The following is a 20,202-nucleotide window of genomic DNA, read 5'->3' as shown; positions in this document are numbered from 1 at the left end:
TAATGAGACAGTCGTTGAGTGGCAGAAAACCCTCTGACCAATAGATCCCACATTCCAAGCCACAGGAAGCAGCTCACAGACGCAGCGGAATTCCATCCCGCTCAAGTCCCCCAGCGACGGACCACTCGGGTGGAATCATACAGCCTAAGGAGCAGGTCACCCGCATTCCCCCCTAACCCTCTCCCCCGACGGGGGCGAGGGAACAAAGAGGGACGCGGGCGTTGTTCAAGCAGTAACTACTCCGACGCCGTCTCGGCTTCCACGCGATACCGGTTCAGCGTCATCAGTGCGAACCCGGTTCCGTACGGCTGGTGGTAATCGTAGAGCGGATAGTCCCACCAGGAGCCGTCTTTCTCCTGACGTTCGAGCATCATTCGCGTAAGGGGATAAGCGAACTGAGCCCGGTCTTCTGGCGGCAGTTCCTGCAGGCACATCGAGCCATAGAAGTGGCCGTAGTAATAGAAGTAGCCGGCGACAGCAAACCACGATTCATGCGGAATCGGACGCTTACGCCCAATATCGAGCCAGCCGTTGCGAACGATCAACCGTTCAAGCCACTCTTTCAGAACTTCATCGGTGATCTCTTCATCGCCCCAGATCCGCAGCGCCAGGTTGCAGGCCTGTGAACGACCGAGACTGCCGCCGGGGCGGTTGACCGGATGCACCGGGGAGTACTTCAGATACTCGCCATAAAGGTAACTGAAATCGTTCTTCTGCTGACGTTCAATCGCGGCGATGGCTCGTTTCCGCACCGCTTCCGGCGGTTCGAACCCACGCTCACTCACTTCTTTGAACGCGACCAACACGGTCGCGGCGACAAAGCTGATCGAATCGCTGGAAGGCCGCTTGGCTCCGTAACGGAAGTCGTAGTAGCCCCAGCCCCCATCGACGGATTCATACCGGGTCAGCATGTCGAACTGCTGCTTGATCAAATCGGCGATCTGCGACTGCATCTTCTCATCGTCGGCATTTCGATCATGCATCCGGGCGAGTGCCATGAGGGCGTAAGCGTGGCCCCAGACGTTATAGATCGCGGTCTGATCGGCTCGCCTGAGATACGGGAGCTTCTCGATCATGAAGCCTTCGGCCAGATCGATCGCTTCGGTCGTCTCGGGAAACTGCGGCTCCAGTTCCAGCAGCGCGGCCAGAGCCAGCGCGGTCGTTCCCATCCGGAAGGCGTGATGGGCCCCTGGAATCGGAGCGTAGATGTTGAGCCCCTTCGTTCGGGTCGCGGAGCCCCAGGAGCCGTCTGCGTTCTGATCGGCCAGGAGATAGTCGACGCCCCGCTTAATCGAAGCGTTGATCTCTTCCTCCGAGACCGGTTCCTGCAGTTCGTCGGGAATGAAATCCTCGGCCGGAGGAGCGACGCCGAACCTGGCCTCGGGGCCTTTCGGCTTCTCGTCGACCACGGCGGCTTCGTCCGCCATGACGGGCAGCCCGAACAGTCCTGCTCCAACCAGAGCCAGCATCCATCTCGTCATCATGCGCATCGCGTACTCCAGAAGAAGTTATCCGGCGTCTCTTCCGTGGATGAGTGATTGTATCTGATCCCCAGCGGATCTGGCAGGGAAGATCGTTTTTCGCCCCACATCCTTCACAGAACCGAAGCGTGCCCCAGAAGCCGGGCCTCATGCCCCAAAAACGACACATGGCCACGCAAGAGCGTGGCCATGGCATTCGTTCGATTTACACAGTCCGCATCTTAGTAGCGGTAGTATTCCGGCTTATAGGGACCTTCAACCGGAATGTTGAGGTACTCAGCCTGATCGCTGGTCAGCTTGGTCAGTTTCACGCCGAGCTTATCCAGGTGCAGGCGGGCAACTTCCTCGTCCAGTTCCTTCGGCAGGACGTGGACGCCGACTTCGAACTTGTCGGTTTCGCTCCACAGAGCCATCTGGCCGAGCACCTGATTGGTGAAGCTGTTGGACATCACGAACGATGGGTGGCCAGTGGCACAACCCAGGTTGACCAGGCGACCTTCCGCCAGCACGAGGATGGCCTTGCCGTCCGGGTAGACGTAACGGTGAACCGGTCCACCTTCGTCTGCCGGAGTCTTGATCGACTGCTTCTCGATGTCCTTGCGGTTGTTGAGATAAGCAATTTGAATTTCGGAATCGAAGTGCCCGATGTTGCAGACGATAGCTTCGTGCTTCATCACGTCCATGTGCTCGCCACGGATAACATCGCAGCAGCCGGTCGTGGTGACGAAGATGTCGCCGCGCGAGGCAGCGTCTTCCATCGTGGTGACTTCGAAACCTTCCATCGCGGCCTGCAGAGCGCAGATCGGATCGATCTCGGTCACGATCACGCGGGCACCGAGCCCGTCCATGGCGTCCGCACAGCCCTTGCCGACATCGCCGAAACCACAGACGACAACGACCTTGCCAGCGACCATGATGTCGGTCGCCCGCTTGATGCCGTCTGCCAGCGATTCGCGGCAGCCGTAGAGGTTGTCGAACTTGCTCTTGGTGACCGAGTCGTTGACATTGATGGCCGGCACGCCGAGCTTGCCCTGCTTGTGCATGTGGTGCAGACGATGAACGCCGGTCGTGGTCTCTTCGGTCAGCCCGCGGATGTCCTTGAGCAGTTCCGGGTACTTGTTGTGGCACATGGCGGTCAGGTCGCCACCGTCGTCCAGAATCATGTTCAGAGCTTTGCCGTCCGGCCAGAACAGGGTTTGTTCGATACACCAGTCGAACTCTTCTTCGCTCATGCCCTTCCAGGCGAAGACCGGAATCCCGGCAGCGGCGATGGCGGCGGCAGCGTGATCCTGTGTCGAGAAGATGTTGCAGCTCGACCAGCGAACTTCCGCGCCCAGGGCGACCAGAGTTTCGATGAGCACGGCAGTTTGGGTGGTCATGTGGAGGCAACCGGCAATGCGGGCCCCGGCCAGCGGCTTCGATTCCCCGTACTTGCGGCGGAGCGACATCAGGCCTGGCATTTCGGTTTCTGCCAGTGAGATGTCTTTGCGGCCAGCCTCAGCTTTGGCCAGATCCTTGACCTTGTAGGGAAGAAGTTCGATTGTTGACATGAGGGAATGTTCCTGTCGGGAAATGGGCAGTCAGAAATCAGGTCCAGAGGGCGGAACGACGATCATTCGACGTCCCGGAAAGGAATCAGGGCATCTCGGAAAGGACAACCACCAGCAGGGTGGAGTCCGACGGAATGCCATTGTTCTCAGAAGGGCGGGCGACTATCACTTGTCGAAAACTGTCAAAACCGCAACGATTGGCCCGGCGTGTCTCTCGTCTCAGCACGAGGAATTGATACACTCTTCCAGAATTTTCTGAATCCGCGTAACGATAGAAGATCGCAGTCGGCATAACAAGTCGGATTTGCGATTTTCCCCGCCGGTTTTTCGCGAATCTGTTGTCGGTAAAACATTGAGTACCATCAAGATGCGGCGGAACGTCGCACTGAGTTGACCGTATGATTCCTCTCCCCCAGCTATTCCAGTCCTCCAAGCCCGTTATCTCGATTGAGATCTTCCCGCCGAAGACTCCTCGCGGCGACGAACTGCTGATCGAAACACTGGACACTTTGCGGGAACACCAGCCCGCATTCATTTCCTGCACCTATGGAGCCGGAGGCAGCACGCGAACTCGGACCATCGATCTGTGTCAACAGATTCAGGAGCGATACGACATCCCCACGACGGCTCACTTCACCTGCGTCGGTTCTTCAAAAGAGGAACTCGTCGACTGGCTGACGGCGGCCTCGAAAGCGGGCATTCAGAATATCATGGCTCTCCGGGGCGATGCCCCCAAGGGCGAGGAAACGTTCAAACCAGCCGAAGGCGGGCTCACCTACGCCAACGAGCTGGTCAGTTTGATCCGGGAGCATCATCCGGAAATGGGCATCGGCGTGGCGGCTTATCCGGAGAAGCACCCGGAGTGCCTGTCCGCCGATCTTGATCTGGAAAATCTGAAGCGAAAAATTGACGCAGGGGCGGATGCTGCTTTCACACAATTGTTCTTCGACAACAGCCGATTCTTCGGGTTCCGGGAACGTTACGACGCTTCCGGCTGCAAAATCCCGCTGGTGCCGGGAATCATGCCGATCACAGAGTTCGCCCGCATCCGCCGGATCTCGGCGATGTGCGGTTCAGACTTCCCTGCAGGGCTCGCGCACAAGCTGGAAGCCGTCCAGGACGATGCGGAGGCGCAACTCGAAATCGGCGTTCAACATGCCGTCGAACAGTGTCAGGAGCTGCTGGATCAAGGGGTGCCCGGGATTCACTTTTACGCGCTGAATAAGTCGCAAGCCTGCCAGCGAATCCTCTCCGAGCTGAAGCTGTAGACCCGTTTCCATCTGCAGCCGCAATCGTTATCGTGTGCTGTCCGGCGAACGGGGTAAATGATCCCCGGGTAAACGGTTCTTCGATCGAAGAATGCGCCTTCGCCCCTTGAGGGGGAGAAGGTGTCCGAAGGGCGGATGAGGGGGCGATTAACCAGCGACGTTCCTTTTCAGGTTCGAATAAACGGCCTGCGAAGCATGGAACCCGCATTTCTCCCTCACCGTGGCCCTCTTCCCCAAGGGGGCGAGTGGTTTCCGACGGGCTGCATTTTCCGAGAGACGAACCAGACCGGCTCACTGAAGCGCGATACGCTTTCGGCCAATCCGAAATCGGTCCGGCGTAACATCAATCCGGATGCATCGAGAACGAAACACCACTGCCGGACCAGCCAGCAGTGGCCCCGCCGGCGCAAAACCGCGATCGACGAACCCCTACGGAGTTGCTGATCCTCTTATGATTTCAACGAGTATCAATTCGACGCACGACCTGCTCAACAACCTTCTCGAAGATCGGATTCTTCTGCTCGATGGTTCGATGGGGGCGCTGATCCTCGATTCCAAGCCGACCGAAGCCGATTTCCGGGGCGAGCGGTTCAGGAATCATCCGACCGATCTGAAGAACGCGACGGATATTCTCTGCCTGACGCAGCCGGAGATGATTCTCGATATCCATCGCCGCTATCTCGATGCCGGTTCCGATATCATCGAGACGAACTCGTTTAACGCCAACATCCTCAATCAGGATGAATACGGCCTGGGACATCTCACGCACGAGATCAATGCCGCGTCGGCGAAACTCGCCCGGCAGGCCTGCGACGAATTCACGCGCAAGAATCCCGACAAGCCGCGGTTCGTGGCCGGAAGCATCGGCCCGACGAAGTTCCTGCTGTCCATGAACGCCGACAATCCAGGAACACGGCCCGTCACGTTCGATCAGATGGTCGAATCTTACGCCGAACAGGTTCGCGGTCTGATCGATGGCGGAGCCGACATCCTGCTGCCGGAAACTTCGTTCGACACGCTCAACATGAAGTCGTGTCTGTTCGCCATTCGTCAGGTGTTCGAGGAACGGGGCATCACGCTGCCGGTGATGGTCTCAGGAACAATTTTCGACACCGGTCGCTCATTGACGGCTCAGACGGTCGAAGCGTTCTACACCTCGGTCGCTCACTTCCCGCTCTTCAGCATCGGGCTGAACTGCGCAATCGGCCCCAAACAGATGCGGCCCTATGTCGAGGCGATGTCGAAGCTCGCCAGCTGTCCCATCAGCTGTTATCCCAATGCCGGGATGCCGGACGGAATGGGCGGATTCGATTCCAACCCCAGTGAGGTCGCGGAGACACTTCGCGCCTATGCCGAGAACGGCTGGGTCAATCTCGTCGGCGGCTGTTGCGGGACCACGCCGGAATACATCCACAAGATCGGTGAGCAAACCAGGGGGCTGAAACCTCGCATTACACAGGGGATCGGCACACTTTCATCGTATGCGGGGCTCGAACGCTGCGAACTGCGAACCGATTCGAATTTCCTGATGATCGGCGAACGGACCAACGTCACCGGTTCGCGCAAGTTCGCCCGACTGATCCGCGACGAGAACTACGACGAAGCGCTCAGTGTGGCCCGCGAGCAGGTCGAGGGTGGCGCGAACATCATCGACATCAACATGGACGAAGGTCTGCTCGACTCAGCCGCCTGCATGGAAAAGTTCCTGTGGCTGATCAGCGATGACGGCGACATCCCGGTGCCGATCATGATCGACTCGTCGAACTGGGACGTCATCGAGACGGGCCTCAAGTGCGTCCAGGGTAAGCCGATCGTCAACTCGATCAGCATCAAAGACAACGTCGACCGTTTCCTCGAACAGGCCCGACTCATTCGCAAGTACGGCGCAGCCGTCGTGGTGATGGCATTCGACGAGCAGGGGCAGGCCGACACCGCCGACCGCAAAGTCGAAATCTGCAAGCGGGCCTACAAATTGTTGACCGAAGAAGTCGGCTTCCCGCCGGAAGATATCATCTTCGATCCCAACATCCTCACCGTCGCCACGGGGATGGACGAGCATAACAACTACGCGGTCGAGTTCTTCGAAGCGGTCCGGCGGATCAAGCAGGAATGTCCCGGCGCGAAGACGTCCGGCGGCGTGAGCAACGTTTCGTTCTCCTTCCGCGGCAACGATGTCGTTCGGGAAGCGATGAACGCGGCGTTCCTGTACCACGCGATCAACGCCGGCCTCGACATGGGAATCGTGAACGCCAGCCAGCTGGAAGTTTACGAAGAGATCGACAAGGAACTGCTCGTCTATATTGAGGACGTCCTTCTGAACCGCCGGGACGATGCCACCGAGCGGTTGATCGAATACGCCGAGAAGATCAAAGAGCAAAAGAGTGGAACCACGGAGAAGAAAGCCGCCGAGTGGAGAAACGGCACCGTCGAAGAGCGGCTCGCTCATTCTCTGCTGAAGGGAATCACCGATTACGTCGACGAAGACACCGAAGAAGCCCGACAGAAGTACGGCCGCCCGCTGGAAGTGATTCAGGGCCCATTGATGGACGGCATGAGCGTCGTCGGCGAACTGTTTGGGGCGGGAAAGATGTTCCTGCCGCAGGTCGTGAAGTCGGCCCGCGTGATGAAGAAGTCAGTCGCGTATCTCACACCGTACATGGAAGCGGAGAAAGCCGAGTCGGGAGCAACGTCCCGGGGCGTCTTTCTGATCGCCACTGTCAAAGGGGATGTCCACGATATCGGCAAGAACATCGTCGGGGTCGTGCTTCGCTGTAATAACTTCGAGGTGGTCGACCTGGGCGTAATGGTTCCCGGCGACAAGATTCTCGACAAAGCGGTCGAGATCGGAGCCGATGTCATCGGACTGTCCGGACTGATTACGCCCTCGCTGGACGAAATGGTCAGTGTCGCGAAGGAAATGGAACGTCGCGGCATGAAGACACCGCTGCTGATCGGCGGAGCAACGACATCGGCCAAGCACACCGCGGTCAAAATCGCCCCGAACTACAGCCAGATCGTCGCTCATGTCGGCGATGCCTCGTTGTCGGTTCCGGTGGTCGAATCGCTGATCGATTCGGAACGCTGCAAAGCCTTCGAAGAAAAGAATCGGGCCGCCCAGGAGCGGGACCGCAATACGTATGGCAAGCTGCAGGAACGCAAGCTCGCTTCCTACGAGGATGCCTGCAAGCGCCGCTTTGCCACCGACTGGACCGAAGTCGACATCCCAACTCCGGAGTTCCTCGGCTTGAAGCAACTTCCGGATTATCCGCTCGAAAAGGTCCGTCCATACATCGACTGGTCGCCGTTCTTTCAGACGTGGTCCCTTCACGGGAAATACCCGAAGATTCTTCACGACAGTGTCGTCGGGACAGAAGCCCGCAAACTGTTTGATGAAGCGAACGAGATGCTTGATCGGATCATTGCCGAGAAGTGGTTGACCGCGAATGGCGTCTATGGGTTCTGGCCGGCGAATTCCGAGGGAGACGACATCATCGTCTACGATCCCACGGCTGTGGCGGAACGCAAGGAGATCATGCGGTTTCCGATGCTCCGTCAGCAATGGGAACGCAAGGGCCAGACGGAATTCCGCGCCCTGTCCGATTACATCGCGCCGGTCGACTCCGGCCGGCTCGATTACCTCGGAGCCTTCGCAGTGACGACCGGGATCAATATTGAAGAGCAACTGGCCCGGTTCGAAGCTCAGCACGATGATTATCAGTCAATAATGCTGAAAGCGCTCGCCGACCGTCTGGCCGAAGCGTTTGCCGAAGCTCTGCATGCGGTCGCCCGCTGCGACTGGGGTTACGGCCGGGAGGAGAGCCTCGATCACGAGCAGCTCATCGCCGAAAAGTATCGCGGCATTCGCCCCGCCTTCGGGTATCCCGCCTGTCCAGACCACACGCCGAAAACGCGGCTGTTCGAGCTGCTCGATGCCACCGAGAACACCGGCATCACTCTGACGGACTCGCTGGCGATGTGGCCGGCTTCTTCAGTGAGCGGGTTGTACTTCGCCCATCCGGCTTCCCGGTACTTCTCGGTTACACAGATCACCGAAGAACAGCTCGTCAGCTACGCCGATCGCATCGGAATGCCTCTGGAAGACGCCCGCCGATGGCTCTCGCCAATCCTCGGATAACCCATCGCCCGACCCCACTCCAGTAGTGGTATGGCTCCAGGAGAATTCCGCAGCTCAGCAAACAGAGACCGCATTCTGCGGGCGGTACCCAGTACGCGTCCGCACCTCAGCCCCTACTGGAACGGCCAGAGGCTTTTCAGATAGCTCCAGAAGCCTGTCGGCGTGACAACCTCCGGCTCCTCGGCCGGGGTCTCCATTTTCGCTACGACAACGATACCCGGTTCCGACTCAGGCTTGGGGCGGCGATTGGCCGGCGGCACGCGCCACGCGGCTCCGACTGGAAGAGGTTCGAGGCCCCGTTGCTCGGCCTGATAGCCGCGAAGAGCCAGCTTCACGTCAGACAGAAGGGCGTCTCCATACTCGGCGTGTCCCAGTTCAAAGAACGAGAAGTCCACTCCGGTGGCATCGACCATTTCAATCATGCTCAACTCGGGGAAGGTTGTGAGATTCTCACCCCCCTGCCCCAGGCGACAGCTGCGATGAACAAGTCGCGAAGCCTGCAATGCTCGATCATGAGCCGAGGCGTAAATCGTGACCCGCTCTCCGCCCTGAACGATCCGGGGAGCGATCTCCTGCTTGAAGGTGCTGGCATCGACATCAGGAGCGGCAAGGATGATCTGGTTGAAGCGCGGAATGCGGTTCCAGGCCCCTTCATCGGCCAGTTTACTGAGAACCTCGGTCGTCACCCGATTGCCCATGCTGTGGGCGATCAGATGAATGCGGTCCGCTCCGGAATCGCGGGCCACCCTTTCCAGGAATGTCTTCAGGTGCTGTGTTGAACCGTCGGCGGCGCTCAGATCGGCTACGTAGCCCGAGAGCTCTCCACGCGAGGGCCAGCTGTAGAGAATGGGCGGCCCGGAGAATCGCAGGTCGTGCGCCATCTGAGCGGCCCGATAACTCGCCTGGGCGAAAGTCACGTTGTAGCCGTGAATGAAGACAAAGGCTTCGCGAAGTGGGGAACGCCCGACGTCGTGCTGAAGTTCGGTGACGAAGTCGGCCTCGGACCGGGGTTCGATATTCTGAAGCAGGATGTGCTTATCGGCGGATTCCTCGAATTCAAGTCGCCAGATGCTGGGACGTTCAATCTCGCCGTACCGGTGCGATCGCGGAATGCTGACTTCGCAAACGCCGTACTCCAGTTCGCCCGGTTCATTTCCGTAGTACCGATTCCAGCGGGAATCGCCGGTAGCTGTTCGATTGGTCCCGTAGAAAACCCGCACAATGTCGTACGATTTCGACTTGCGATCGCGGGACGGCGCCAGACTCATCGTTTCGCCGCTTTCATCGAACTGCTGGCAGCCGTGGAAAAACGGAACCGAGATCAATACGGTCAGCGCAAGGAGAGGAATACGACTTCTCATGGGCGGCACACAGAGGGCTGGATGACGACGAAAATGAGAGCACGTGCGGGAACAGGCACTTCGCTGAGGAGGAAAGGAGGGGGTGCGAAGGTTTGACGATGGCACGAAAATCGTCAACGCCAGAATGGAATTGCAGAAACTGCAATTCCACAACGATGCTCAGCCGGGGCCACGTGCTACCAGATTTCTCCACTGACGCGAGTCAGGTAAGCGACGGCGTTTGCCAAATCCTTCAGGCGATTGGAGCCGGTCGTCCGCTGGACGTGGATCGGGCCGCGATAGCCGACTTCCGAAAGCGTGGCGAGCGTTTGATCCCAGACAACTTCCCCCCGGCCCAGCGGAACTTCTTCTCCGCCGCCGGCGAAGTCGCGAGTCGCGTCCCGAGCCGTAAACTGTTCCACATACTGATGCAGATTCCGCAACGCCTGAACGGGATCCTGTCCGCCAAGCAGAAACCGGGACGGATCGAAGTCCACGGCAATGGGGCCGGAGCGGATCGTCGACAAAAACTGCTGCAGCCCATCCAGCGTGCGTCCGACCGGGATCACCGTGAGCACGGCTCCAACGTGATTCCCATGCCGCGTGAGATCCTCGATCGCCTGTTGCAAGATGCCGAAGTTCGGGCTGTCCTGCTCGGGAATATCACCGATTCGCAGGCAGAGATGCCGCACTTTCAGCTGGCCGGCCAGTTCGAGTGCTTCCCGTGTCGCCGCCACACGGGCATCCAGTTCCTCCTGTTCATAGAACGGCCGGCGCACAGTGAAATTCAGGGCGGCCAGCTGAAGATCGAACTCCTTCAGCAGATGCAGAAACTCTCGTCGCCCGGTCTGGGTCAGTTCTCGAGGCTTCAACTCAGTGCGGACATCGCAGCGAATGCTCGAAAACTTCATCTCGGCAGCAGTACGGATCGCCTGCCGCAGGGGCATTTCGAGAGAGCTGGTGCTGACGGAAAATCGGGTCGACATGAACTGTTTTCGGAGAATTCTGGAGGTTCGGGACTCGACGCGGACGCATTGACGAATCACAGGGATCGATCACGACAAAACCCGACATCGGCACAATCGTTACAGCCGGTTCGATTCGACTTCGGCCATTCTGACTCACGGAATGCGACGATTTTATAGAGGAGAAGATCAGGAAAACAGTCACTTCTTAAGGAAACCGCCACGCCGGTTCGGGTCTCCACGCTCAATCCCCGGCTGGCCAGAGTGTTACGATGAAGCTTCCTTCCCCACAAACGATCTGTTGGCTGCTGCTCCAGACCTGCTGTCTGGCGCTCCTGCCGCTCATCGTCTGTGAGAACGGATTTGCAGCGTCCGTGGACGAGAAGACGCCCGCGTCGAGCCAGCGAATGAACGGCGCGATCCCGATCGCCAATTTCTCGTTTGAGCGGGAAGAAGACCGGGATTTCGATCGGCAACCGGACGACTGGATTCGCCGCAAAGGAACCGCATTCCGTGGCTACGTGAATGCCGAGATCGACTATGCCAGAGCCAATTCTGGCAGTCGAAGTTTGCGGATCGACGCCAACGGCAGCAGTGCCGCCTACTATTCGCCGCCGTTACCTGTTGATGCGGAGCACTCCTACCTGATGAGCGCTTCGATTCGCACGCAGGGCTTGAGGCACAGTGCGGCCATCGTGTCGTTCTCGTTTCTCAATCATCGCAAGCAGCGAATTCACCGCGTCCTGTCCTCCCCGGTGTCGGGAAGCCACGGAGAATGGCAGTCACTCAGGCTCGATCCTATCATGCCGGCCGAGAGTGTCTGCTTTGTCGTCATCGGCTGTCACCTGGTTCCGAGCAGCCAGAATGACATCTCCGGGTCAGCCTGGTTCGACGAGATCCGCATCGGCAAACTCCCACGGCTCAACCTGGCAAGCAACTTCGAAACACATTTTCGTCAGGCCCGGGCGGAGATCACGATCGAGTCGTACGCCACCGGGTTGGATGAAAAGCACGCCGATCAGCAGTTTGACTACGAACTCAGACTTCAATCGGAAGACGTCTACGGCACCATTATCGATCGGACGAGCACAAAGATCGAAGGCCAACTTTCCGGCCAAACGGATGAGAAGCGAGGTCGAACGCTCTGGGAACTTCCCGTTTATCCGCCGGGTTATTATCGCGTTCGAGCGATGCTGTTACGGAATGGAGAAGAGATCGTCAGCCGATACACGTCGTTTGCGGTACTCAACCTGCGTGGAGCCTCGCCAACCTCGGGCGAGTTCGGCTGGAACCTCTCTGGTGCACCGCATCGCATCGGGCCCGAAGACATGCTGGCGATCACACGGGAGTCCGGAATCAACTGGGTGAAGACTCCCGTCTGGAGTGATGGTTCTCCGCAGCTGGCCAGCGAACGGGGCCACCTGCTGACGGGACTGCGCAACCAGTCCATTGTTCCCATCGGAATGCTGGTCGATCCTCCGTCAGACATCCGCGCCAAATTCGCCGAGGACTGGACCGGGATCAGCGAACTGTTCACCGCGCCGCCCATCGTCTGGAGGGAAGCTGCCAATCAGGTCATGGCGACCTATTCCCCAACCGTTACCCGCTGGCAACTTGGCGACGATCGGGATTCGAGCTTTGTCGGCATGCCCAATTTCATTGCAACCGTCGAAACGATCCGCAAAGAGCTCCAGCGGATTGGACAGATTCGCCAGCTCGGGGTCCGCTGGAATGTTGACTCGGCCGTGCCGAGCAACACCGCCATCAGCCGAAATTTTCTGACGCTGACCTTTGACGAAGATCAGAGTTTCGAGGCGATGACGAACAACGTCCGTGACATTCAGGACAAAGGCTATGAAGCCTGGGTCGTGGTCAAAGCTGATCGTCGGACCGAGGACAGTGACCCGAATGATCGGGCCAACAATCTTGTCCGCCGCATGATCGATGCCAAACGGACCGGAGCCGATGTCATCTTTGCTCATGAAGTGTTCGATCCGGAATATGGTCTGCTCAATCCGGATGGCTCTCCGACCGATCTCTTTCTCCCCTGGCGAACGGTCTCTCTGGCGTTGAACCATAGCCAGTATGTCGGCTCTTTTCAGATGCCGAACCGCAGTACCAACCATGTCTTTCTCCGCAAGGACGATGCGGCAATCGTGGTCTGGAATGACGAGCCGGTCGAAGAAGAAATCTATCTCGGCGACGACGTTGTCAGGAACGATGTCTGGGGCGACCAGATCCGCATGCACGGTTCGCCGCAGCACGGCAGGCAGACGATCAAAGTGACCTCGGTGCCGACCATCCTGACAGGCTGCTCTCTCGAACTCGCCCGCTGGCGGATGAACGCGTCGTTCGATAAGGGGCAGATTGCCAGCTCTTCGGCCGAACACGAAGATACCCTGAAACTGACGAACACGTTTCCCTGGAATGTTCAGGGGACGATGTCAGTCATTTCGAGTTATGGCTGGGACATCCAGCCGCAAAAGGTAACGGTCGGCGCCGGTCGCGAAGAACAGATCGAGATTCCGCTCACGATCAAACTTCCCTCCCAGGCGGCGATTGGCGAACAGATGCTCGCCTTCGAGTTCGATCTTGGCGGATCTGGTCTCAGCTTCCCCTTCCGCGTCTATCGGGACTATCAGGTCGGCACCGGCGACGTGCACATGGACATCCAGTTGACTCGACTGCCGGATGGCGGCGTGATGGTTGAGCAGATCGTCACCAACGAGACCAGTCCGGCAGAAGTCATCGACTTCCGCTGCAATCTGCTCATCCGCGGCCGACGTCGTCTCACCCGCAATATGACCGGCCTGGTCAGTGGCCAGTCGCGGAAGACCCGCTACCTGATTCCCGACTTTGACACCCTGCAGTCCAAAGATCTGTGGCTGCGAGCCGAACAGAAGAACGGGAACCGCTCGCTCAACGAAATCCTCAAGGAGGATCAGGTCATCAGGATTCTGGAGAACGCGATCACGGATCAGGCACCTGAAGCCGAGACCACGGAGCCAGCCTCTGAAACCGGGACTGCGGAGAACTGACGAATTCCGCTGAAAACGCATAAGCAGCAGTTGACATAAATAGGGAGTTATGTCATTTTCAAGGGATCAAGGCGTGGGGTCCCACAACACATTGCTGATCTTTTAACAGCTGTGGGCGGCCGCTCGCCACGAATCACAACAGCACTTTAATCAATCTGGCTTCGGTCATTTTCTTCCTTTGATTTTACGTTGTTGTTTCTACCACACGGCAGTGGACTCCCACCCGTGAGGACCGGATGGCACCCGTTCGCGGGGCTCCTTCCTGAAACATCATGGTTTTAGATGTTTTAAGTCGAAAGAGATTCTCCGCCACTCCCATAGCCGCACTTCAGTGCGTCGCTCATACCACCTGATCCGGGAATTGGATCGGAGCGCTTCCCTTTTGCCTTGATTCATCGAAATTGTCCTTTCACAGCAGAGGAAATTTCCATGAGACATGGTCCTGCTTTGCCCCGTCGTTCTGCGTTTACACTTATCGAACTTCTCGTCGTGATCGCGATTATTGCGATTCTGGTCGCCCTGCTTCTCCCGGCCGTCCAGCAGGCCCGGGAAGCGGCTCGTCGCAGTAGTTGCAAGAACAATCTGAAACAACTCGGACTGGCTCTTCATAACTACCACGACACGCACAGCATGTTCCCGATCAACTGGACGGTGAACCATAACTTCAATGAAGGGACCCAGGAGGGATTCTCGTGGATGGCCTACGTGCTGCCCTTCATGGAACAGGGACCGCTGTATGACACGATCAATTTCGATGTCGACCTGGCCGACGCCGGCAATAACGCCGCCGCACAGACTGCGATCGCGACCTATCTCTGTCCGTCGGATCCGCTCAAGCAGAATGGCCTGCTCCCCAACCGCGCCAATGCTCCGTCCGCCGGGACGTCGTACGGCGTGAATAACTACAAAGCCGTCGCAGGAAGCAACTGGAACTGGGGCGATCACACTGGCGTAGTCTGTGTGACCTGTCGCCGCAACCCGAATCAGCCCAACGGACTGGATGGTCCCAACGGCTTAATCGGTCGTCGCACGGGCTATCACTCCGCCTCGCCAGTCACACTCATGAAGGATGTGACCGACGGGACCAGCAATACGCTGGCGATTGGCGAAGCACTCCCGGGTGGCAGCAATCACACCTGGTGGTGGAACCCGAACGCGACGACCGCAACAGCCGGTGTTCCGCTGAACTATTACTATCCGCCCAACAAATATGGAATCGGAGACTGGCCCCGCAACTACAGTTTCGCCAGCGAACACAAAGGCGGAGCCCAGTTCACACTCGTGGATGGTTCGGTCAGATTCGTCGGCGAGAACATTGACAATGACCTTTATCGAAGTCTGGCGACAATCTCGGGCGGCGAAAGCATCGGCGAATTCTGATACCCGGTTTTTTGCACCCCAGTGACGTTCTTTTACCTGCAACTGATTGAAGAAGTGAAGATGAGATATTCTGTGTTCAGTCTGTGCCTGGCCACCTTGCTCTTTACGGCAGGCTGCGGTGATTCCCGCCCCTCCACCGTTCCCGTGACCGGCCTGGTCACGCTCGATGGAACTCCGGTAGCCGATGCCAGTGTCACGTTTTATCCGGACAGCGGTCGTCCGGCGACTGGCAGAACTGATGCCGAGGGGATTTACACCCTGACGACCTTCGAAACGGGCGACGGAGCTGTCCCCGGCGAGCATCGGGTCTCCATCTCCAAGCAGACCATTCCCGAAAGCAATTCGACGGAAGATCTCGAAGCGATCAAGTCGGAGATTCCAGCTGTTTATAACAATGCGGAAACGTCCGGTCTGAAAGCAGAAGTCGTCGCAGGACAGGACGCCCCCATCGATTTCAATCTCGCGGAGTAGCGATTTATTCATTTCTTTTCGGAAGGAACTCGACATGATTCCCCTGAACCAATCACGACGCCGATCGGCGTTCACGCTCATCGAGCTGCTTGTTGTTATCGCGATCATCGCCATTCTGGTGGCGTTGCTGCTCCCCGCCGTCCAACAGGCCCGCGAGGCGGCCAGACGCAGTTCCTGCAAAAACAATCTGAAGCAGATCGGACTGGCGCTCCATAACTATCATGACACCTACAGCGTGCTGCCGATGGGTAATCACAGCCGCAATGGATGGGGAATCTCGTGGATGCCCGCCCTCCTGCCCTATGTCGAACAGAGCGCGCTCTACGACAAATTCGACTTCAGCCTCGCCAACTCGGGTTACAGCGGACAGTGCACTAATCTTGGCACCGACGGACAAACTCTGATCTCGGTCTTCCTCTGCCCCAGTTCCCCGCTGCCGCAGCGAGTCACGGCCACGTGCGCGAATTCAATGCGTGCGTCGTATGTGGGGATTTCCGGGGCCGCAGATGATGCGACGATCTCGGCGATTCAGGCCAAGGTTGTCGGCAACAATCACAACCAGTGCTGCAACAGTGGCGGTTCGGGCCCAGGATTCTTTGACACCGGGATCAAATCGACGGGCGGCATGCTCGTTGGACCGGCCGGTGGCGGGTCCACGGGAGAAACTTCCGTCGCGACCGGCGGACGGGCCCGACGTTTCGCCGAAGCAGTCGACGGGACGTCCAATATCATCGTCGTCGGTGAATGCTCTGACTTCGCGTTCGACTCCACCGGAACTCCGCGTTCTGTGGACGGAAGCTTTCCACACGGCTGGATGATGGGAACGCATCACGATGCAAACCGGCGTCGTGAATTCAACCTGACAACAATTCGCTACGCACCGAACAACAAAACGTATCCCCTGCCCGGTGTCGCAGAGAATCACGGAGCCAATAATCCGCTGATGTCGGGACACAAGGGCGGAGTGCAGGTCGTTCTGCTCGATGGGCACGTGGCCTTTATCAGCGACAACGTCGATCTGGTCACCCTGAAACGACTCGCCCTGCGTGACGACCGTCAGCCGGTCGGCGAATACTAGAGCATTTTCATGCTTCTCCTGCAGTCGCATCGGCGCCAATCCTCTGCCATGCTGAGTTTGCTCCTGCAAACGCCTGCAGTCGAATGTTGAATTTGTTTTCGGTCTCTGTCTGGAAACCAGCTGACGTAGTCCCCATCTGTCTCTGCTCAAAAACGTACTAGATTCGAGGAAGTGATTTCCGATGTCCCGAATGATGATTTCGCTCTGCCTGCTTGCCGCTGCGGGGATCGCCACGGGTTGTGGAGCCAGTGATCCCCGGGAATACGGCTCTCTGTCCGGCATGGTCACTCTTCAGGGGAAACCGGCTCCTGCCGGAACTGTGATGACGATGATTAACCCTGACACCGGTGCGGCGACCTCCGCTCAGGTCCGGGACGACGGTACTTATACCTTTCCGCGAGCAATCGTCGGTTCCTACAACGTTGGCTTTGTCGCCCAGGGATCTGATGCCGCTCCGGAAACCGATCCTGATCGATTGATGGACCAGATAGCCGCCGGTCAATACAAGGCCCCGGATTCGTCAGCCATCATTCCTGAGAAGTTCCGCTCGCCCGACTCCAGCGGACAGTCCGTCACGGTCGACAAAGGCGAGAACAATATGGACTTTAATCTGTAATCGCCGACCAGCACTCCACCCAGAGGCCGCGGAGTTTCGACTCGGCGGCCTTTTTTTCTTCCAGACAACTGAACAATTTGTCCCTGAGAAATCGAAAAATTAACGTCTGCTCATTTGAGATGTCGACAGTTTCCGATACGATTGATCGTACACGGAATTAGGAGTGAGAATCGACAATGAGTGAGAATGCGGAACACCTGGTCCTGACACCACTGCCGGCCATGGAAAAGGCTGCGGAGTGCCTCAAGACATTAGCCCATCCGCATCGACTGCGGATCATTCAGATGTTGCTGCAGGGGCGGTTCACGGTCGGCGAGCTGGCCGAGGCCTGCGAAATCCCCAGCCACATGGCTTCCGAACATCTCCGCCTGATGCAGCGGACCGGCTTTCTGACCAGCGAGAAGGACGGCCGGAAGGCGTACTACGAAGTTGTGGAGTCGCACCTGGAGAACATCATGAAGTGCATCGAGGCGCGCTTCCATGAGTCGTCGTAGCGAGCTCCCCTTTTTTCCGCAAATGTCGACATATTGTGACCTCTCAATCATGCAGGTCGCGGAGCATCTTGGCAGCCGGTGCAGCGGCACGGAAATGCACGGGTCGCAGACGATTCTCCTCGAAGCAACGCTACTCAACCCTCGTTGACTCGAAAAACACCACAGGCGAGTGCTCCCTGGGCTGCTGGAGAATGAAGAGCCGCTGAAGAACTCCGGAGCGGGTTTGCCATGCGGGAGCGACGGTTTAGAATGAGACTTTGCCATCTCTTCAACGTCCCTTTGGACTTAAAGGATTCCTCATGCCTCGACTGCTTTCGTTCGCGATGATTGTTCTGTCCGTCGCTGTCTGCACCGGTGCAACGCTGGTCAAGGAATGGAAGAGCGGAATCAACTGGAAAGAGCCGGACGTCATTGCGCCGGGTGGACCGGAGCAGCCTCCTGAAGACGCGATCGTGCTGTTCGACGGCAACGATCTCTCCGCCTTTCGCAGCACCGAAGGCTGGTCCGTGAAGGACGGAGCCATCATTGCCGGCGGAAAGCAGGGACTGACGACGAAAGAAGTCTTTGGCGACTGTCAGGTTCATCTGGAATGGGCCGCCCCGGCTGAGGTGACCAGTCAGGGCCAGGGCCGCGGCAACAGTGGCGTTTATCTGATGGAGAAGTACGAGGTTCAGATTCTCGATTCGTACCAGAACGAAACCTACTTCGACGGACAGGCTGGCGCGATCTACAAGCAGTATCCGCCGCTCGTCAACGCCTGCCGTCCGCCCGGAGAATGGCAGACGTACGACATCATCTTCACCGCTCCCCGCTTCAATGAAGATCGCACGGTCAAATCCCCGGCCTATCTGACCGTGCTCCACAATGGGGTTCTGATCCAGAACCATGTCCCCCTCCAGGGAGCCACCGCGTGGCATGTCCCGCCGAAGTACAACAAACACCCGGAAGCGCTTCCAATCCATTTTCAGAATCACGGCAACCCGGTCCGCTTCCGCAATATCTGGGTTCGAAACGTTGCTCAACGACCCGAAAAAGTAGACCTCTCGGACTCTCCTGAACGGAAAGCTTCCGACGACGCCAGCGAAAAATCTACGGACAGGAAGCCGTCCGACAAGAAGCAGGGGAAGCAGAAGCAGGATCAGGATCAGCAGAAGGACGCCACCCGGCAGAGTGATCAGCCCACTCCCGGGGAGGAGGAATAGAGCATTATCGTGCTTCTCCTGCAGTCGCATGGGCGCCGAACGCCTGCAGTCGAATTTTGAATTTCCTCCGGTCTTACGACTCGTCGTCGGTCAGGATCTTGACGTAGCTGTCATATCGCTGCGATGAGATCAGGCCGGCGGCTACGGCGGAGCGGATGCCGCATTGCTCTCCATGGACGTGCAGGCAATCGGGAAACTTGCAGTACCGGACGTACGGACGGAACTCGACGAAGTAGCCTTCGGTTTCCTCCCGCATCAAATCCCAGAGTCGCAGCTGTCGAATGCCCGGGGTATCGACCACCCAGCCCCCTGATTCCAGCGGCTTAAGGATGGCCATGCGAGTCGTATGTCGTCCTTTACCGGAATCGTCGGAGACGCTGGACGTTTTCAGTCCGAGCCCGGACTGAATGGAGTTGAGCAGCGATGTTTTTCCGACGCCACTTTGTCCGCTGAAGACGGTCTGGTTGCCGGCGATCAACTCGCGTAGATCATCGATTCCCTGTCCTGTGGTCGCGGACGTTGTCAGAACCGGATAGCCCAGATTGGCATACTGGCCGATGATCGGCATGAGCTCCCGCAGGTCCACCAGATCGCACTTGTTGATGCAGATCACCGGTGTGACATTGCCTTTTTCGCAACTGATCAGAAATCTGTCGATCAGGCTCGGCTTGAAATGAGGCGAGACCGCGGCGATGACGATGACCGCCAGGTCGACGTTCACGACCAGCAGTTGCTGATTTCGCTGCGTCCCTCGGGAAAGCGTGCTGGTCCGGGGCTCGATTCGCTGAATCATGCCCTGTTCAGCCCCCAGCGGTTCGAAAAGGACAACATCGCCCGCGACGATTGTGTTTCGCGAATCCTGAGCCAGTTCCCGCAGGACTTTGCGAACCGCGCACACGTAGATGCGATGATCCGACGTCTCGACTCGGCACTGGTGCGCTCCGACGATCGAGATGACACGCCCTTTGAGGCAGACCGATTCATCGACGTCGAGACTGGCGATCAGTTCGCCGTCTTCGTTCTCTTCGGCAATCACAGTCCGCCGCCGCGTCAGCCCCCCTTTGCCGGAGATGCGTTCGTCGGAGGTCAGATGTTCGACATCATCCTGGCGGATCGCCTCCCGCAATTCATGACCGGCGCGCGATCGCCTTCCGCGGTTCTTCTTGAAGTCGACTCGAATTTTT

Annotated in this window: 14 protein-coding genes; 9 read left to right on the top strand and 5 right to left on the bottom strand. The window is 58.1% G+C overall.

What is annotated here, in order from left to right:
• Positions 1 to 236: 236 nt before the first annotated feature.
• Together L1A08_RS16310 and ahcY are read right to left on the bottom strand one after the other, a co-directional pair.
• Complete coding sequence (locus L1A08_RS16310; RefSeq protein ID WP_238757510.1) at positions 237 to 1,490, bottom strand: prenyltransferase/squalene oxidase repeat-containing protein; 1,254 nt, start codon at positions 1,488 to 1,490, stop codon at positions 237 to 239.
• 212 nt (positions 1,491 to 1,702) lie between these two features.
• Complete coding sequence (ahcY, locus tag L1A08_RS16305; protein WP_238757509.1) at positions 1,703 to 3,031, bottom strand: adenosylhomocysteinase; 1,329 nt, start codon at positions 3,029 to 3,031, stop codon at positions 1,703 to 1,705.
• A gap of 398 nt (positions 3,032 to 3,429) precedes the next feature.
• Between ahcY and metF the strand changes: the two genes are divergently transcribed.
• Positions 3,430 to 4,299, top strand: coding sequence for a methylenetetrahydrofolate reductase [NAD(P)H] (gene metF / locus L1A08_RS16300; protein WP_238757508.1), 870 nt, complete (start codon positions 3,430 to 3,432; stop codon positions 4,297 to 4,299).
• 451 nt (positions 4,300 to 4,750) lie between these two features.
• Positions 4,751 to 8,434, top strand: a complete 3,684-nt coding sequence (gene metH / locus L1A08_RS16295; RefSeq protein WP_238757507.1) for a methionine synthase — start codon at positions 4,751 to 4,753, stop codon at positions 8,432 to 8,434.
• A gap of 113 nt (positions 8,435 to 8,547) precedes the next feature.
• On the opposite strand, the gene L1A08_RS16290 is transcribed toward metH, so the two are convergent.
• Entirely contained in the window at positions 8,548 to 9,795 is a 1,248-nt protein-coding gene (locus L1A08_RS16290) for an alpha/beta hydrolase (RefSeq protein ID WP_238757506.1), read from the bottom strand.
• A gap of 176 nt (positions 9,796 to 9,971) precedes the next feature.
• Positions 9,972 to 10,760, bottom strand: a complete 789-nt coding sequence (locus L1A08_RS16285; RefSeq protein ID WP_238757505.1) for a sugar phosphate isomerase/epimerase family protein — start codon at positions 10,758 to 10,760, stop codon at positions 9,972 to 9,974.
• A gap of 251 nt (positions 10,761 to 11,011) precedes the next feature.
• Between L1A08_RS16285 and L1A08_RS16280 the strand changes: the two genes are divergently transcribed.
• The 7 genes from L1A08_RS16280 to L1A08_RS16245 all read left to right on the top strand — a co-directional run bounded on the left by L1A08_RS16280 (position 11,012) and on the right by L1A08_RS16245 (position 19,018).
• Positions 11,012 to 13,777, top strand: coding sequence for a hypothetical protein (locus L1A08_RS16280; protein WP_238757504.1), 2,766 nt, complete (start codon positions 11,012 to 11,014; stop codon positions 13,775 to 13,777).
• 429 nt (positions 13,778 to 14,206) lie between these two features.
• Positions 14,207 to 15,157, top strand: coding sequence for a DUF1559 family PulG-like putative transporter (locus tag L1A08_RS16270; protein ID WP_315860592.1), 951 nt, complete (start codon positions 14,207 to 14,209; stop codon positions 15,155 to 15,157).
• A 60-nt stretch (positions 15,158 to 15,217) separates the two neighbouring features.
• Positions 15,218 to 15,628, top strand: coding sequence for a carboxypeptidase-like regulatory domain-containing protein (locus L1A08_RS16265; protein ID WP_238757503.1), 411 nt, complete (start codon positions 15,218 to 15,220; stop codon positions 15,626 to 15,628).
• 34 nt (positions 15,629 to 15,662) lie between these two features.
• On the top strand, positions 15,663 to 16,706 hold the full coding sequence (locus tag L1A08_RS16260) for a DUF1559 domain-containing protein (protein WP_238757502.1): 1,044 nt from the start codon (positions 15,663 to 15,665) through the stop codon (positions 16,704 to 16,706).
• Between the two features lie 181 nt (positions 16,707 to 16,887).
• Positions 16,888 to 17,322 (top strand): carboxypeptidase-like regulatory domain-containing protein, encoded by a 435-nt coding sequence (locus tag L1A08_RS16255; RefSeq protein WP_238757501.1) that lies wholly within the window; start codon positions 16,888 to 16,890, stop codon positions 17,320 to 17,322.
• 176 nt (positions 17,323 to 17,498) lie between these two features.
• Positions 17,499 to 17,816, top strand: coding sequence for an ArsR/SmtB family transcription factor (locus L1A08_RS16250; RefSeq protein WP_238757500.1), 318 nt, complete (start codon positions 17,499 to 17,501; stop codon positions 17,814 to 17,816).
• A 299-nt stretch (positions 17,817 to 18,115) separates the two neighbouring features.
• Positions 18,116 to 19,018, top strand: a complete 903-nt coding sequence (locus L1A08_RS16245) for a 3-keto-disaccharide hydrolase (RefSeq protein WP_238757499.1) — start codon at positions 18,116 to 18,118, stop codon at positions 19,016 to 19,018.
• Positions 19,019 to 19,091: 73 nt separating this feature from the next.
• Here L1A08_RS16245 and rsgA read toward each other — a convergent pair whose 3' ends face one another.
• The gene (gene rsgA, locus L1A08_RS16240; protein ID WP_238757498.1) at positions 19,092 to 20,144 is read right to left on the bottom strand and encodes a ribosome small subunit-dependent GTPase A; all 1,053 of its coding nucleotides are present in this window, start codon (positions 20,142 to 20,144) and stop codon (positions 19,092 to 19,094) included.
• Positions 20,145 to 20,202 lie beyond the last annotated feature (58 nt).

The organism is Rubinisphaera margarita (assembly GCF_022267515.1).
Classification (GTDB): Bacteria; Planctomycetota; Planctomycetia; order Planctomycetales; family Planctomycetaceae; genus Rubinisphaera; species Rubinisphaera margarita.
The sequence above is the reverse complement of the archived record's forward strand: the minus strand, read 5'-3'. Positions and strand labels throughout refer to the sequence as shown.